Annotated in this window: 15 protein-coding genes; 6 read left to right on the top strand and 9 right to left on the bottom strand. The window is 66.1% G+C overall.

Features of this window, described 5'->3' with window-relative positions; genetic code table 11:
• The 5 genes from NV1_RS22090 to NV1_RS22070 all read right to left on the bottom strand — a co-directional run bounded on the left by NV1_RS22090 (position 1) and on the right by NV1_RS22070 (position 7,164).
• The gene (locus tag NV1_RS22090; protein ID WP_067894725.1) at positions 1–1,386 is read right to left on the bottom strand and encodes an ABC1 kinase family protein; all 1,386 of its coding nucleotides are present in this window, start codon (positions 1,384–1,386) and stop codon (positions 1–3) included.
• Positions 1,387–1,567: 181 nt separating this feature from the next.
• Complete coding sequence (locus tag NV1_RS22085; RefSeq protein ID WP_067894327.1) at positions 1,568–2,566, bottom strand: alpha/beta hydrolase; 999 nt, start codon at positions 2,564–2,566, stop codon at positions 1,568–1,570.
• A 131-nt stretch (positions 2,567–2,697) separates the two neighbouring features.
• Positions 2,698–3,918 carry a lipase family alpha/beta hydrolase gene (locus NV1_RS22080; RefSeq protein ID WP_067894325.1) on the bottom strand — a complete coding sequence of 407 codons (1,221 nt, stop codon included), beginning with the start codon at positions 3,916–3,918 and terminating at the stop codon, positions 2,698–2,700.
• 334 nt (positions 3,919–4,252) lie between these two features.
• Positions 4,253–5,296: an alpha/beta hydrolase gene (locus NV1_RS22075; protein WP_067894323.1), complete on the bottom strand. Its 1,044-nt coding sequence runs from the start codon at positions 5,294–5,296 to the stop codon at positions 4,253–4,255.
• A 476-nt stretch (positions 5,297–5,772) separates the two neighbouring features.
• Positions 5,773–7,164 carry a lipase family protein gene (locus NV1_RS22070; RefSeq protein WP_067894322.1) on the bottom strand — a complete coding sequence of 464 codons (1,392 nt, stop codon included), beginning with the start codon at positions 7,162–7,164 and terminating at the stop codon, positions 5,773–5,775.
• Between the two features lie 410 nt (positions 7,165–7,574).
• Here NV1_RS22070 and NV1_RS22065 point away from each other — a divergent pair, with 410 nt between their 5' ends.
• Positions 7,575–8,405, top strand: coding sequence for a hypothetical protein (locus tag NV1_RS22065; RefSeq protein WP_067894319.1), 831 nt, complete (start codon positions 7,575–7,577; stop codon positions 8,403–8,405).
• A gap of 426 nt (positions 8,406–8,831) precedes the next feature.
• Positions 8,832–9,083 carry a hypothetical protein gene (locus NV1_RS22060; protein WP_067894314.1) on the top strand — a complete coding sequence of 84 codons (252 nt, stop codon included), beginning with the start codon at positions 8,832–8,834 and terminating at the stop codon, positions 9,081–9,083.
• 117 nt (positions 9,084–9,200) lie between these two features.
• Here NV1_RS22060 and NV1_RS22055 read toward each other — a convergent pair whose 3' ends face one another.
• Together NV1_RS22055 and NV1_RS22050 are read right to left on the bottom strand one after the other, a co-directional pair.
• Positions 9,201–10,091, bottom strand: coding sequence for a Sco1979 family transcriptional regulator (locus NV1_RS22055; RefSeq protein WP_067894722.1), 891 nt, complete (start codon positions 10,089–10,091; stop codon positions 9,201–9,203).
• A gap of 93 nt (positions 10,092–10,184) precedes the next feature.
• The gene (locus tag NV1_RS22050; protein WP_174557467.1) at positions 10,185–10,418 is read right to left on the bottom strand and encodes a DUF397 domain-containing protein; all 234 of its coding nucleotides are present in this window, start codon (positions 10,416–10,418) and stop codon (positions 10,185–10,187) included.
• 435 nt (positions 10,419–10,853) lie between these two features.
• On the opposite strand from NV1_RS22050, the gene NV1_RS22045 reads away from it, so the two are divergent.
• The 4 genes from NV1_RS22045 to NV1_RS22030 all read left to right on the top strand — a co-directional run bounded on the left by NV1_RS22045 (position 10,854) and on the right by NV1_RS22030 (position 12,854).
• Positions 10,854–11,051: a hypothetical protein gene (locus tag NV1_RS22045; RefSeq protein WP_067894311.1), complete on the top strand. Its 198-nt coding sequence runs from the start codon at positions 10,854–10,856 to the stop codon at positions 11,049–11,051.
• A 125-nt stretch (positions 11,052–11,176) separates the two neighbouring features.
• Entirely contained in the window at positions 11,177–11,458 is a 282-nt protein-coding gene (locus tag NV1_RS22040) for a hypothetical protein (RefSeq protein ID WP_067894716.1), read from the top strand.
• Between the two features lie 63 nt (positions 11,459–11,521).
• On the top strand, positions 11,522–12,088 hold the full coding sequence (locus tag NV1_RS22035; protein WP_157117224.1) for a TetR/AcrR family transcriptional regulator: 567 nt from the start codon (positions 11,522–11,524) through the stop codon (positions 12,086–12,088).
• Between the two features lie 118 nt (positions 12,089–12,206).
• Positions 12,207–12,854: a hypothetical protein gene (locus tag NV1_RS22030; RefSeq protein WP_067894300.1), complete on the top strand. Its 648-nt coding sequence runs from the start codon at positions 12,207–12,209 to the stop codon at positions 12,852–12,854.
• On the opposite strand, the gene NV1_RS22025 is transcribed toward NV1_RS22030, so the two are convergent.
• Positions 12,855–13,757 (bottom strand): class I SAM-dependent methyltransferase, encoded by a 903-nt coding sequence (locus NV1_RS22025; protein ID WP_067894713.1) that lies wholly within the window; start codon positions 13,755–13,757, stop codon positions 12,855–12,857. It abuts the gene before it with no gap.
• Positions 13,758–13,791: 34 nt separating this feature from the next.
• Positions 13,792–15,006: a PucR family transcriptional regulator gene (locus NV1_RS22020; RefSeq protein ID WP_067894297.1), complete on the bottom strand. Its 1,215-nt coding sequence runs from the start codon at positions 15,004–15,006 to the stop codon at positions 13,792–13,794.
• Positions 15,007–15,127: the final 121 nt, after the last annotated feature.

Genomic DNA, 15,127 nt, shown 5'->3' with positions numbered 1-15,127 from the left:
TCAGTCGGCTGGGAGTTCGACGTCCTGCGCGGCCGCCTTGGCGGCAACCTCCTCGGGAAACACGTTGCGGAAGAGGTAGAGATCCTGTCCCAGACGCCAACCCGGCGCCAGCGCAACCGCGTAGCGTTCGAAATAGCCGAGCTGCTTACCCATCAGAATCAGCTGCTCGGGGCCCGAGGCTCCGCGCCGCTTGCCGAATTCGACCAGTCGCGCGGCGACCTTGCCCATATCCAGCTTGGCGAGCTTGCCCGAGAGCACCGGCGCGAGCGCGGTCGCGAGCTGACGGCCGATGGTCGCATCGTCACCGGCATCCGCCGCGACCAGATCCAGCTCCCGCAACGCCCGTGCGACCGGCCGGAAATCACCGTCGATGGCACTCGCGTGGAACAGCGCCCGCACGAAATCCCGCCACTGCGGCGTCATCTTGCCGACGATGCCGAAATCGAGCATGGCCGCGCGGCCGTCGTCCAGCAGCCACAGATTGCCCGCGTGCACGTCACCGTGGAAAAGCCCGTGTACCACAACGCTTTCCAGCCACGCCTTGACCAATCGGCGGATCAGCAACTCCGGGTCCGGATGCACCGCGCGGATATCGTCGAACCGGTCCAGCGGCAGTCCGCTCATCCGTTCCATGCACAGCACCCGCGGACCGGAGTATTCCGGATACACCTCGGGTATCACGACGCCGGCGTTATCGCCGAACGCGCGCAGATTCTCCCGGGCGCGAACCTGATTACCCGCCTCGTTGCGGAAATCGAGTTCGGCGACGGTCGTCTCGTACAGATCGCGGACCACGCCGCCGGCATTGGCGATCCGGGCGTTCTCCGAGCGGCGCTCCATCATCCGCGCCAACCGGAACGCGGCGCGCAGATCCACGATCATGCGCCTGGCGATATCGGGCCGCTGCACCTTCACCACCGCGGGGCGGCCGTCGGCGAGAACGCATCCGTGCACCTGCGCCACCGAGGCCGCCGACAGCGGGGTATCCTCGAACTCACGGAAAAGCTCGTCGATCGGACGGCCCAGATCGGCCTCGACGATATCGCGCGCGTCGACACCCGGGAACGGCGGCACATCGTCCAGACAGCGCAGGCAGGCGTCGGCCAGTTCGGGCGGGAACGAGCCGGGAGAGGAGGCGATCAGCTGGCCGAGTTTGACGAACATCGGGCCGAGCACCTCGAAACCGTCGACCACGCCGTCGGCCACGGCATATCGCCGCTTGGCCCTACGCAGCCCGCCGCGCACCACCCGGCGCGCCACACAGCCGGCGAGTACCGAACCGATCGCCGCGGTACGCCGGAACTCGGCGAATCCGAATTTCTCCAGCGCCGGACGCACCACCTGCTCGTCCGGCGGTGCCGAGGTCGTCACCGATTCCGCCGTCATCGGGCGACCGCCGCGCCGGCGCCGCCGTTCCACTGCGCGCTGTCCGATATTGCGACCATCTCCTCGCTCGTCGTCCGCATGCTGCGACCACCTCGTCCGTATCACTCCGAAACGCCGCCCCAGAACACCGGCATCCAGATGTACGGCACAGAGTCTACGGCCCCGCCGCCGGGGTGCCGGTTCACACCGGTACGCCGAGTCCTGCGGCCAGGACCGGCCAGGACCGTTTCAGCGCATCTTGCCAATATCCCCAGGAATGCGTACCGGCGGGTTCGAAATCGAAGGTCGCGGGGATGCCGAGCTGCCCGAGCCGGGTCCGCAGATTGTGCGTGCACCAGTTCACCGCCGCCTCGATGACGCCGCCGATCACCATCTGGTCGGCGTATCCGGACACTCCCGGCAACATGTGCGGGCCGTTGTAGGTGTCGTACATCCCCGGAATGCCCGACCCGCTCGAGATGAACAGTTTCAGCCCGCGCAGCCCGGCGGCGTGCACATACGGATCGTTCGCGGCCCACATCGGATCGTCGTCGGGGCCGTACATGTTCACCGTATCCCCGCCGCCCCAGTCCTCGACCGCGAGTTTCACGAATTCCCGACCGACCGGATCGCTGATCTGCGCACACCCGCTGTAGGCGGCCACCGCGCGGTACAGGCCGGGCTTCGCGATCGGCAGTTGCAGCACCGATGTCCCCGAAGTCGACAGTCCCGCAATGGCATTCGCGCCCGTGGTGGTGAACGTCGCCGAAATCAAGGGCGGCAGTTCCTCGGTGAGGAACGTCTTCCATTTGTACACACCGAGTTTCGGGTCCGGCGTGCGCCAGTCGGTGTAGTAACTCCACCGGCCGCCGACCGGCTGCACCACGATCACCTGTTTACCGGACAGGAACCGCTGCACATCGGTATTGCGCTGCCAGGTCGCCGAATCCTGGCCTCCCCCACCGCCATTGAGTAGATACAGCACCCCTGCGGGCGCCTTCGGATCGACCGGGCGCTGGACGTTCACCATGATGTTGGTGTTCATCGCCGCCGAATGCACACGCAGCTGAACGGTATTCGCGTTCACCTGCCAGGTGCCCGTCACGGCCGAGCCGTCGGGGGCGCCGGCCAGGCTGGGCGCTGCGGTCAGCACGGCGGCCACCACACTCACAACGGCCGCAAACACGCCGATACGCAACATATTTCGAATCATCGGATCTCTCTGTGCTGTTCCCGGCCCATGCCGGAAAGGTGGTACGACGCGGGTATGCCTGCCGGGCAGCGGAATTCGCTTCGCCCGGCAGGCATGCGCGTGGTGGACGGATCGACCGGTCAGAGCTTCCCGCCGCCGCCCAGCAGCCACGGGTTGAAAGTGCACTGCAACGGCACGCTGGGGTCGAGGGTGTTGAGGATGATCGACAGCACCCGCGGGGAGTACATCAGCGTCAGGTGATCGGACAGGTCCTGATCACAGCCGTCCTGCAGGGTGATGTTGCGCACCGTCGCACCCGGTCCGGGCTGCAGGAACGTCAGGTTGTACGGCGTGGTGACCTCGTCGTAGCGGGTGCCCACGACCGTGTAGTTCACCCCCGGCATGGTATCCCCGCCGGCGTTGAGCTTGTTGACGAAATCGGAGCCGACGGTCTGCTCGATGCCGGAGTGCCCGACGAAGATCTCGATCAGGCCCAGCACATCGATGCCGAAGTTGTTGATGGCCCGGCCCAGTGCGCCGATGCCGTCCAGCGTGGTGCCGTGATTGGTTGCGCCGAAGGTCATCTCGTGATCGACCTTGGCCGCGCCGCCCTCGTACTTCAGATACCACCGCGACATCGCGCCGCCCTGCGAGTGCCCGACGATGTTCACCTTCGGCGCACCGGTGGCCGCCAGGACGCGATCGACGAAGGTCGCCAGCTGCTTGGCCGAATCCGGGATGTTCTCGGTGCCGTTCGCGCCCGGGAGCACCGAACCCAGTCCACCACCGGCCAGCAGATTCGACTGACCGTAGTTGAACGTGTAGACGCAGTAACCGGCGTTCGCGAGCGGCTGGCTCACGTAGGCGAAGTTGTCGTAAGCGTTCTCCCACGTCCCGTGGACCAGCACCACAGGTTCGGGATGCCGCGCGGTCGGCTTGCAGCTCCAGTCGTTCGTTCCCGGCGGGGCCACGTTCGGGTGCAGCAGCGAATAGCCGAAGGCGGCAAGGAATGCCGTACTCGCTGGGCCGTAACCGACTGTGTCGGAAGATGTTCCGCCCTGCGATCCCGAACTCGAGCCCGAACCGCCGTAGCAGTCGCCCGACCCGTTGCCCGAACCGGCGCCGCTGCCCGAGGTGCACGCCGAACCCGTACCGGCGCTGCCGGTGTCGACGATGGGCTTGGCGGCCTTGTTCTTCAAGCCCTTCGCGATGAAGTCGGCGAGTGTTCGATCGGTCGGATGCGGGGCCGGAGCCGGTGTGGGGGCGGCGTTCGCCCCGACGCAGCCGAAGCCGACGGTGAGCAGTGTGACACCCATGAGGACCACAGCACGCAACGACCGGGCACGGGTAGTTCGTCTCATTCCAAACCTTCCTGCAGAACCACGACGTTCTCGGTTTCGTTGCCCGGGAAGCGATTCCGGGCATTCGAACTGCGCTCACGCTAGGTCCGTCGACAGGGGTCCGATACGGTCCGACCAGGGCTCTTCGATATCTCACTAGCGTGCCCGGTACCGCCGGTGAGAGTGCACAATGCGGGACGAATACGTTGCCCGAGCGCGGGTGTCCCCATTCGGCGCTCGGCACGGAACCGATCCCCGACGCATCGGCCGGCCACGCCCATCACGAAATATTCACGAATAGTCGTTGCGCGACAGCGCAGGACGACCGTTCACCGCGCGCCACGATTCGCGGCGGTCAGCGCTCCTCGACCTCGATCTTGCTGGCGTCGCCGTGAAACGCCTTCGCAATGGCGTCCCACGCAGCCGGGAGTTCGTCGGTGAAGGACGGCCACGCGTGCGTGCCGGTCGGCTCGTACTCGACAGTCGCCGGAATACGCAGTTGCGCAAGACGTTCCGCGAATCGCTGGGTGCATGCCAGCGCACCGGCCTCGAGTGCGACACCGCCCCCGGACTGCTGCAGCGCGCCGAGCACATCCGGGGCATCGGCGATGGCCTCGAAGTCGGGCACGCCGGGCACACCGGTCGCGGCCGAGAGATAGATCGCGGTGCCACGCAATTTCGCCGCACCGAGAAGACTGTCGTGCGCAAGCCACGCCGGGGAATTCGGCGGCCCCCAGAGGTTTTCGGGGTTTCCGCCGCGCGAGGCCACGGTGATGCGGGTGACCGCCTCGCCGACATCGTCCGCGGTCGAATAACATCCGCTGATTCCGGCGACGGCACGGAAGAAACCCGGATGCCGCTGTGCGAGCATCATCGCCCCCTGCGCGCCCATGGACACGCCCGCGACCGCGCGCCGACCGTCGGTGTGCAGATAGGACTCGACGATCGGCGGCAGCTCATCGATCAGGAAGGTCTCCCACCGGTTCAGACCCAGGGTGCGGTCGTAATGTTCCCAGTCGCTGTACATGCTGCCGACGCCGTCACCGGTCAGCACCACGTCCACCGGTTTGTCCGCGAAGAACTCGGCGGCATGGCCCTTGGTCAGCCAGTCCGAGGTCGGCGAGCCGTCCACGCCGTCCAGCAGATACAGCGCCGGATGCGGTCCCGGGCCCGCGCCGCGCAGCACGTCCACGGGTATCACCCGGCGCATCGAGGCCGAGCGCACATAAAGGCGTTCCCAGTGCGGTCCGCGAGTCTCCGTGCTCAGCAGGACCGATCGGCTCGTCGGCGCTCCCAGTGCGGGCGGACCGGCCGGTGCCGGATCGGCGCGGACGGGCGCGGCGAGAATGGTACCGGCCAGCAGCGCCGCCACCGCGCCGAGGGGAACGCGAAGGGTCATAACGCGCCGGAGCCGAGCCCGCGCGAATGATCCCGATCGGTCCTGGCGGTGCTCACACGTACTCCTTCAAGCAAAGCAAAGCGTCCTCGGCGGCCACAGGGGAATGGCCGGCGCGGAACCCCGCCGGACGCTGGGGTGAGGGTTGCGTCCGGCGGGTCGGATCCACACGCACATGCACCAGGTGGCGGGAGGGGTTGGAAGTCCAGTTGCCGCGGTGCGGAGGTACGTTTACCGGGTGGGTGGTTTCGGGGCACCACCCGGTGGTGGCTGGTGTCACGACCGGACCGGGCGCCCTCCTTCCTGTTCCGGGTACGGCGCCGACACCTGTTCGCGGCGCCGACCGCGCAAACACCGGCGCCGCGTGCAGATCACGATACGGCTACGAAACCGACACGGGGGCGGTACGACCTGATCCGATGACAATTCATGAACCGCCCGCCGAACGACTAGGGGCGGCACACAAAACGCCGAACTCCTCAGCACCCGTCGGGGGCCGGAATCCCTTGCAGCCGCTGGTCGACCCACGCCGCCGCCTCGGGGTAGCCGAGCGCGTCGGCGAGCAGATGTTCGCCCGGTACGCTCCGGTACGTCGCCCGCGCCCCCAGCGCGCACTGCCGCGCGTAGTAGTCGCGAGCGCCCTCGGCCGGAATCCAGAACTCCTGCTCGCCCTGATAGATATAGAGCGGCACAGGCGATTTCATCCCGTTCATCGCGGTGACGGTGTAGATCTGATCGGCGACCGGGCTCTGCAGCGCATCGGGGATGTCCGCGGCGACGTCGGCGGGCAGCATCAGCAGGCCGACCGGCGCGAAGACGCTGGTACAGCTGTCCTTCAACGGTGAAATCGCCGCCCAGCGCGCCAGATTGTTCATCCGGGCCAGGATCTCCGGGCGTTCCCTCGCCACGCCGAACGTCGCGGCCAGGAATACGCCCGAGGCGAGATTCGCGTTCATGCTGCGGGCCAGGATGCGGTAGTCGGCGGGTACGCCGCCCAGCGCGGCGCCGACGACTACCGTCGCCAATTCCGGTGCGTAGGAACCGATCAGCGCGACCGCGCCGCGCGTGGCGATGGCCCCGCCGGAGTAACCGTGCATGGCGAAACGACTGTTCCCGAACTCCTCGGGGCGTAGATTGCGCAGCGCGCGAATCGAATCGAGTACCGCATGTCCGGCGACGTAGGGTTCGGCATAGGCCATCCGCGGCCCCTCGTGATCGGGAATCAGCACCGCGTATCCGCGCAGGACCGCCAACTGTGTGGTCGGCGGGAGATCGTCGCCGAGACTCGAATGCGCGTTGAAGCCGTGGGCGAGCGTGTATCCCGGGGTGCAGGCCCGTCCCAGCGCGTCGATGGCCAGGTTGTTCACCACTACCGGCCGCTCCCCCCGGCCCGGCCACGCGGCCGCCGGAATCACGAGTGTGGCCGTGGCGAACGACGCGCCGCCGTAGGCGTCCGTGGTCCGGAATTTCAGTAACAGCACCTGCCGGACCGGCACCGCAAGCAACGGAGCCGCCGTCGCGGTCACATCACGCACGGCGATGATCGCGCCGGGCGCTTCGGCGGCGAGGTTCGGCGGCCACTGATCGAACATCGGGTCCCCGACCTCGGCAGGCATCACCGCCTGTTGCAGTCGCGCCAGATTCGGCGAGGTCCCCGGCGAGGCCGCGATCGGATCCGCCGGCGCCACAATGGGCGGCGCGGGTACCACCGCATCGATCCATCGCTGCACCGTGGCCGCGTCGATACCCGGAATCGCCGGGAGTGCGGGCGGATTCGGCGGGCCGACGGGTATCGGGCCGGCCTGCGCGAAACCCGTCGCCGAGCCGCAGACCAGTAGAACCGCAATGAGCAGGACACGCCAAGCACGCATCACACACCCCCAGGACGAACTCACCCCGGAGCCTTCCAACCACGCGCCCATACCCGAATACGGGCTCGCTGCACCGAGTCGTTCGAGCGTACGTCGACGGAATGCCTTGGCACGTCGTCGTTTTCCGATCGTATGCACGGTGAGTCCGGTTCGAGACCACAAGGGCCGAAATACGGCACATGATCAGCAAATTTCGAGACCAACCGACCGGTCGTCGCTCGAGCGCCACTGAAATTTTCGGCTCTCACGCACTAACAAAGCCCTCACCTGCGGCGATAAATGCGGTAAGCGATCGGATCATCCGATTCTCGGCCCGGAGCGCAAGACGTATGTACATCCGATCATGCATCAGCAAGTACGGAGTGGGAGTTGGCTTGCCCGAGTGGCGAATTCGCGGTAGATCTTCGAGAGTGACAGTCGATCGCGCACAGACGTCGCCGCTACGGCACAGCTGGGAGCAGATACCGGAGACCGCGAGGACCGCGGTCGAGGCATTGACCGGCCCGATCCTTCGAGCGGATCCGGTCAATGCGGGATTCAGCAGCCATCTTGCCGCGGTCATCGAAACCGCGCGGGAGCGAACCTTCGTCAAGGGCATTCCGTTGGACGATCCCGAGGTGTGGTCACAGCGCCGTGAGGCGAACCTGTGGCCCCATGTCTCCCCGATCGGGCCGCCGATGCGCTGGCATGTCACCGCCGGAGGCTGGGATCTGCTCGGATTCCACTACCTGCCGGGACATTTCGCCGATTATCGGATCGACGCCGACCTCGTTGCGACGGCCGCGACGATGGCCGCGCTCGCCGAGTTGCCCTGCCCGCCCGACCTCGAGATCAACGACGCTGTCCAGCGGTGGGGTCGCTACGCACCCGACCCCGCCGACCGCGCCCTGTTCGCCGGATCGACTCTGCTGCACACCGATTGGAACTACAGCAACGTCATCATCGGTGAGAACGGCGCCGCCCGGCTGGTCGACTGGCCGTGGGCCACTCGCGGGGCGGCCTGGATCGATCCGGCGTGCTGGATCGTGTGGCTCGTACTGGCTGGGCACGAACCCGGGGAGGCCGAACAGTGGGCCGCGCGAACCCCGGCCTGGCACACCGCGTCCCGGCATCAGCTGTGGGCGTTCTCCGCGGCGCTCGCGGGAGAATGGGAGAGCACCGCACGTCGCCGCCCGAACATCTGGACACACAGCCTGCGCGATGCGGCGCGCCGCTGGGCCGATCATCGCGCCATGTCCTGATCCCGTGCCTCACGACGGTCCACCGGAAGCGTGCGAGAGCGGCTCGCACAGCGTGCCGAGTCCTGCCCGTTCCCGGGGCGCAAGATAATTCGATCTTGTTTCTCGGGAAGATATCCGGCTTCGCTCCGAGATTGGCGACCCAAACGATTCCGCGGCAGATTTAAACCGGCGTCCGGATAGCAACACAACAATGCGGTAACTATAGCCCCGCACGACAGTGACGTCGCCGGACAGCAATCCAACAGCACCCGAAACGCGCACTGCGACTGCACAATCGATGTTGCAGATGTACTTGCATATGCTCGCTACACGGTCCTAGACTCGAACCGCAAGGCAGTACAGGGGACTACCAGACAGCCGTCGGGTGAACCAGGAACCAATTCCCGGTCACCGGCCCACCTGCGGCGTGGCGTCAGGGGCGTTCGAATGAACCAGCCATTGGACCTCGGCCGACTCGGAATCATTGATAGAAGCCGGACCGAGCGCAATGTTTATTCGCGGGAAACCGCAACTCGTTTCGTAATCGACGCGGTCGAGTCCACCGGCGCGGCTACACGTGACGATTTCGATGTTGAGCGGATCGTCAGCACCGCACATGCGATGGTGAACGATTGGAATTTCACGTCGTTGCAGCCAGAAGCGTTCTGGCGCATCGCGTCGAGCTGCATCAAGCAGTAATACATATATTCGAGAAGTACATAGTCGGCGATGGGGCCGCCGGGCGATACCGGCGGCCCCATCGCCGATTGTCGTATCTCATCGCCCGAGCCTGCTCAGCCAGGGCAGCTCGAGCGGCTATTTCAGCTTGGCCGCTTCCTCGGTCAGTAAACGCCGCGACCGGTCCGGCGGCTCCGCCTGCACACTCAGTCTGTCCATCACCTGGCGGTACATCTCCAGGTCCTGCTGGCGATCCAGATACAGCGAACTGGTCAGCTGCTCCAGGTACACGATGTCGGGCAGCTCCGGCTCGGCGAAACGCAACATGGTGAACGAACTGCCCGCCGCCGCATTACCGCCCGCGGCGTACGGCAGCACCTGGATGGTGACATTCGGCCAGGACGAGACCTGGACCAGATGTTCCAGCTGAGCCCGCAACACCTCGGTGCCGCCGATCGGCCGGTGCAACACCGACTCATCGATGACCGCCCACAGCGTCGGCCCGCCGCGCCGGTCCAGAATCTCCTGCCGACGCCGGCGCAGTTCGACCCGGCGCGCGGTCTCCGCACTCTCGTGGCCGAGCGAGACGACCGCGCGGGTGTACTCCTCGGTCTGCAGCAGACCGGGAACCAGCTGCCCCTCAAAGGTTCTGATCGACTTCGACGCGTGTTCGAGACCGAGGTAGGTCTCGAACCACGGCGGCAGAAGGTCGCTGTATCGATGCCACCATCCGGGTTGGTTGGCCTTACGAACGAGTTCGAGCAGCGTTTCGCGCTCTACGGCGTCGTTCACACCGTAGAGTGTGAGCAGATCCCGGATGTCACGCTCTTTGAAACCGGTACGGCCCAACTCGAGGCGACTGATTTTGGCGTGCGAGCCGCGAATGGCCTCACCCGCCTCCTCGCGCGTGATACTCGCCTGCTCACGGAGTTTGCGGAGTTGCCCGCCGACCGCGATCCGTAGCGCCGTCGGACCGCGTTCGGCGGCAAGCGATTCCACACGACTGATCCGGCCGGGTTCTGCGACCATGAAATCCACTCCGATGCTCGACGACCAACGGCAGCGCAGGTCACAACCACCCCGTCGTCGCAGACCGATACCGCGCCGAGGTAATGCTACAGGTCATCTGGCCAGATCGTCGAATTCCCCGCTCTTCGCGCCGCGCAGGAACGCGTCGATTTCCGGACGGGTGTAGACCAGCACGGCACCCTCCGGATCACGGGAGTTGCGCACGGCGACCAGACCGTTCGCCATATCGGCAACCTCCACACAGTTGCCGCTCGGGTTGCTGAAAGTACTCTTGCGCCACGCCAGGTCGGACGTGCGACCAATGCCTGCGGCTGTGCTCTCGGCCATTTCTGTCTCCTCGCTAGACGATTCCGAACTCCGCCGCCCTTCGCGGCCTGCCGGTGCTTGCAGATGTTCGCGCAAATGTTCTTGCAAATGAACCGACGATCTGACGATAGCACGCCGGTTGCCCCGGATCGAGGGTTCGCTCGATCGAAACGACAAGGGCAGCAAGAGCTTTGCTCATGACGTGTCAATGGGCGATACGCTGCGGATATCCTACGAATAGCAACCGGTCGGTCGGTTCGAAACGCCCGGATAGGTGTGATTTCACAAAGTCGACGGGCCGAAAACACCCCCTCACGACAGTGCAGATGTACTTGCATCTGCACTGTACGGCGTCTTAAACTCATCCAGGACGACATGGCCGGACGACGCCGGAGAGTTGGGCTCCCGCGCCAGTATCGCCACCGCAATTCACGAGCGAACGGCTAGAGGCGTCCCATGACATATGTGATTCAGCAGCAAGGCATCCGCGAGCACGCCGGGAACATGGCGCCGCCGGGCGAATGCGGCGTGGAGCCAAGGGAACTGACCTATCTGCGCGCCCGCGCCATTCTGCACGCGCACGACCGCCACCTCGGCTGCCGCCAGTGGATCGCCGCCGCGGCCTATCTGTCGGCGGGTCTGGACGACGAGTAGGCGTCAAGCGCGGTAGACACGAAAGCCGGTACACAGCAGGGCATTCCGACGAGATTCGTCGAGTGATGCGTTCTACCATGGGATATGACGCATCATTCGTATTCGTCTCGCGAAACGAGGGCACCATGATCCTCACAGCCGTACACGAAGCGATACTCGCCCAGGTCTCCGATCCGACGCCGCAGGCGCCTCCCCTGGCGAGCAAGATCATGCAGCTGGTGCGCTACTGCACATGGTTCGCCCTGTTGTCCGGAACCACCGCGCTGATCTTCGCCGGCGGCCGCTTCGCCTGGGAGAAGTGGAACGGCGGCCCGCTCGAATCGCCGAAGATGGTGGCCGGGGCGCTGATCGGCGGTCTCGTCGCGACCAGCGCGGGCACCCTGATGAATACGATGCTGGGGTCCTAGCTCGCCACCGCGCCGATACAGTCGGTGCCGTCCGGTCGTCGAGACAATGATGGGAGAGTCGCGGTGGCAGGTCGGCGCACCGACACCCGTGACCGAATCCGCACGGTCGCAATGGAGTTGTTCTCCGCGCAGGGTTACGACCAGACCTCCGTACGGGAGATCGCCGAGCGCCTCGGTATCACCAAGGCCGCGGTCTACTACCACTTTCCCGCCAAAGAGGACATTGTCGTCAGCCTGGCCGACGATCTTCGCACCGGGGTCGAGGAGATCCTCACCTGGGCCGCCGCCCAACCGTCCGGCAGGGATACGGCCCGGGAGATCCTGCGGCGCTATGGAACGGTGCTGCACGACACCGGGCGCGAGATGACCCGGTTCATGTACCAGAACCAGGCCGCGTTCCGGCGGCTTGGCGTCGGAACGGCGCTGCGGTACCAGTTCCGTCAGGTCGCCGACGCGGTCACCGGACCCGACCGCGATCCGCTGGCGATTTTCCATGCCCGCCAGGCGCTTCTGGCGATCTCCTGGAGCGTGGGCATGATGGGCGATGTCGAGCTCACCGACGAGCAGTGTCGCACCGCGGCCGTCTCTCTCGCCCTGGACATCTACGAGCGGACCGCGAGCAACGACTGAAACCCATGCTGGCCACCGCATTCGAACTCACAGCAAACTGATCGTGTGTCCAGCCACCGCGTGTCCCCGGCTATGCCGCACAATGAGGGCGCAGTTGCTCTTCGGCTAGAGGAAGTACATGTTCGCGCGTAAGACTCTGATGATCTCGCTGTTCGTTCCGATTCTCGTCGCCGGTTGCTCCGCACAGGCCACGAAATCGGCTACCCAGGCGGTCAAACCCGCCGATGCCAAATTCGCCACCTCGGTACCGGTCGGCCCCGGACCATCGGGCACCTATACGGTGCAGGCCCAACCCGCCCCCGGCACATGCCATTTCGGGAAGAGTTCGGACGGACAACCGCTGCCCGACCCGAATTGCACTCCGGGAGCGACCAACCCGAAGGTCACGGCCGACAATTTGGCCCAGACCATCTGTCGCAGCGGTTACACCTCCTCGATCCGGCCACCGTCCAATATCACCGGCCGAGAGAAGGAAGCCAACGCCAAGTCGTACGGCTACACCGGATCCGCGCGCGACTCCGAATACGACCACCTGATCTCACTCGAACTCGGCGGCGATCCCAACGACGCGCGCAATCTCTGGGTCGAGCCGCCCTCGCCCGGCCACAAGGTCAATTCGGGCCCCAACAACCCGAAGGACTCCGTGGAGAATCAGCTGCACTCGCTGGTGTGCTCGGGCAAGGTCGCGCTCACCGACGCCCAGAGCGCCATCGCCGGTGACTGGACCACCGCACTGGCGAAGGTCGGCCACCCGAACGGCAAGTGATCACGACCGGATCCCGGTCACCAGACTTACCAATGCGGGCACCAGCCCCTCCTGCGGATCCCGGTTCGGCTCCGGGCGGCCGTGTGCCCGAAGGTAATCGGGCACATCGGTCCGCTCGGCCCGCCAATCGTGCGCGGTGAGCCAGGCGGTGACCTCACTGCGCGGCTCGTTGTAGATCAGCGCGGTCCACTGCCCGCTGCTGCAGGTCTCGGTCTCGTCGGGCATCCGCCCGATGGCCGCGGCCGCCTCCTCGGGGAGCGGGTCCATCTGTTCGACGGCCACCCGGCTGCCGGCGACGCTGAGCCCATCGATGGCGTCGAACAATTCTTCCTGGGCGGCGGCCGAAAGATAGATGAGCAGCCCCTCGACCAGCCAAGCGGTCGGGCGTGCGGGATCGAATCCCTGCTCGCGCAACGCCCCCGGCCAGTCTTCCCGCAGGTCGGCGGCCACCTCGCGGCGGTCGACGAGCGGCTTGTCGCCGTTGGCGGCCAGGGCCTCCCGCTTGAACTCGAGCACCTGCGGCCGATCGAGTTCGTAGACGACGGTGTCCTCGGGCCAGTGCAGCCGATAGGCGCGTGCGTCCAGGCCCGCGGCCAGGATCACCACCTGCCGGATGCCCGAATCCATTGCGGCGACCACGAAATCGTCGAAGTAGCGGGTTCGCGCGGCCTGGAATTCCTGGAAGGCCCGGCCGAATTCGGATTCGGCGAGCAATTCGGCGGGCGCGCCGCCGTCCAGCATCGGGGACCAGTCCGGGCCCGCCGCGCGAACGAAGACCTCCGCGAACGGGTCCACGGCCAGGGCCGAGGGATCACGCCCGGCCAGGGCGCGGGCCGTGGCGACGAACAGTGCGGTGGACCCGACGCTCGTGGTGATGTCCCAGGAGTCTCCCTCGGTACGCATGACCACCACCGTACCGATCGCTCCGGACCGCTGCCTACGCTCGATAACTGCGCGCCACCAGGGCAGATCGTAGATACCACAGCCCCGAGGGCTGATTCGGATCGAATCCGGTGAGCTGTCCCACCCGCTTGAGCCGGTAGTCGATCGTATTGGTGTGCACGTGCAGTCCGCGTGCGGTGCGGCCGCGGTTGAGGTTGTTGGCGATATGGCGCTGCAGCGTGGTCAGCAGATCCGGGTGGTTCTCCAGCGGGTCCAGCAGTGAGCCGAGATATTCGCGGCCGGGGCCGGGCCGGGTGAGCTGGTATTCCAGTGCCAGATCGTCGAATCGGTACAGTCCGTCCACACAGTCCAGCCGATGCACGATGTCCAGTAGTTCGTGCGCGCGGTCCGCACCGTCGGGGATCTCCGCCGGTTTCGCCCGGACCGCGGTCGCGCGGATGGGCACCTGCGCGGCCCGCGACAGGCACTTCAGCAGTTCGTCGAGTTGCGCACTGTCCACAACGTTTTCGGGGATGAGCACCGTGCCGCCGTCCACGCTCAACAGCGACAGCGCCGATTCGCCGCAGCGCGTGGCCAATTCGGCCTGCACCCGCCGAAGTTTGCGGCGGGCCACGACTTTCCCGTCCACGCGTGGGTTGCGCTCCTCCGGATGCGCCGGAATCGACAGGGCCAGCACGTGGTACGAGGATGCGATCTCGATACCGCATTCGCGGGCCATGGTGGCGCTGGAATGTCCGCCCAGCAGTGCGGAGGTCAGCGTGTGCACCGCGGTGTGGTGCTCGCTGACCACCGCTCGGTATTCCTTGACGTAGGCCACCGACACCGTCGAGGTGAGCGTGCCCAGGATCTCCAGCATGCGCCGCGCGGTGGCCAGGACGGTGTCGTAGTCCGCGGCGGTGGCCTGTGCGAACACCAGATCGAAACCGATCTTGAAACCCTCGTACATCGCCCGGTGGATGGTGTCGATCGGAATACCCTCGCGAGCCCACTCGGCAGCCGCGGCCTGGACCCGCTCGGTCTTGGCGGCGATATCGCCGCCGTCGAGCATACTGGTGGTCATCTCCACGCAGAGCCGGGTGATGGTGGCGACGTCGCCGTGCAGGACATCGTCCGGTAGGGTCCCGCAGGGCGCGACATTGGCGATGAAGTGATCGACCATCTGCCGTGACAGGCTCCAGACGTCCTGCAGCGGCTGGGAGACCGGACGTCCGGAGACGGTCAGATCGACGGCCTGGGGTGTTACGGTCATGGTGGCTCCTTCCGCGCCCGCGGTAATCGCGCACCAATTACAGTATCGGGCTGGGCTTCTCACCTGAACAAACAAGCGGCGGCCTTGTCGTGCGGGTGCATCCGCCCCGGTCGAATCTGTG

This window comes from Nocardia vaccinii NBRC 15922, from assembly GCF_001613305.1.
GTDB classification, from domain to species: Bacteria; Actinomycetota; Actinomycetes; order Mycobacteriales; family Mycobacteriaceae; genus Nocardia; species Nocardia vaccinii.
The sequence above is the reverse complement of the archived record's forward strand: the minus strand, read 5'-3'. Positions and strand labels throughout refer to the sequence as shown.

Bases quoted from the DNA above. Each gene is read 5' to 3' on its own strand.
- NV1_RS22050 (WP_174557467.1), bottom strand. From the start codon at position 10,418: ATGGCCGAGAGCACAGCCGCAGGCATTGGTCGCACGTCCGACCTGGCG.
- NV1_RS22075 (WP_067894323.1), bottom strand. From the start codon at position 5,296: ATGACCCTTCGCGTTCCCCTCGGCGCGGTGGCGGCGCTGCTGGCCGGT.
- NV1_RS22070 (WP_067894322.1), bottom strand. From the start codon at position 7,164: ATGCGTGCTTGGCGTGTCCTGCTCATTGCGGTTCTACTGGTCTGCGGC.
- NV1_RS22040 (WP_067894716.1), top strand. From the start codon at position 11,177: ATGATCCTCACAGCCGTACACGAAGCGATACTCGCCCAGGTCTCCGAT.
- NV1_RS22030 (WP_067894300.1), top strand. From the start codon at position 12,207: ATGTTCGCGCGTAAGACTCTGATGATCTCGCTGTTCGTTCCGATTCTC.
- NV1_RS22085 (WP_067894327.1), bottom strand. From the start codon at position 2,566: ATGTTGCGTATCGGCGTGTTTGCGGCCGTTGTGAGTGTGGTGGCCGCC.
- NV1_RS22045 (WP_067894311.1), top strand. From the start codon at position 10,854: ATGACATATGTGATTCAGCAGCAAGGCATCCGCGAGCACGCCGGGAAC.
- NV1_RS22090 (WP_067894725.1), bottom strand. From the start codon at position 1,386: ATGACGGCGGAATCGGTGACGACCTCGGCACCGCCGGACGAGCAGGTG.
- NV1_RS22020 (WP_067894297.1), bottom strand. From the start codon at position 15,006: ATGACCGTAACACCCCAGGCCGTCGATCTGACCGTCTCCGGACGTCCG.
- NV1_RS22080 (WP_067894325.1), bottom strand. From the start codon at position 3,918: ATGAGACGAACTACCCGTGCCCGGTCGTTGCGTGCTGTGGTCCTCATG.
- NV1_RS22025 (WP_067894713.1), bottom strand. From the start codon at position 13,757: ATGCGTACCGAGGGAGACTCCTGGGACATCACCACGAGCGTCGGGTCC.
- NV1_RS22055 (WP_067894722.1), bottom strand. From the start codon at position 10,091: ATGGTCGCAGAACCCGGCCGGATCAGTCGTGTGGAATCGCTTGCCGCC.
- NV1_RS22060 (WP_067894314.1), top strand. From the start codon at position 8,832: ATGAACCAGCCATTGGACCTCGGCCGACTCGGAATCATTGATAGAAGC.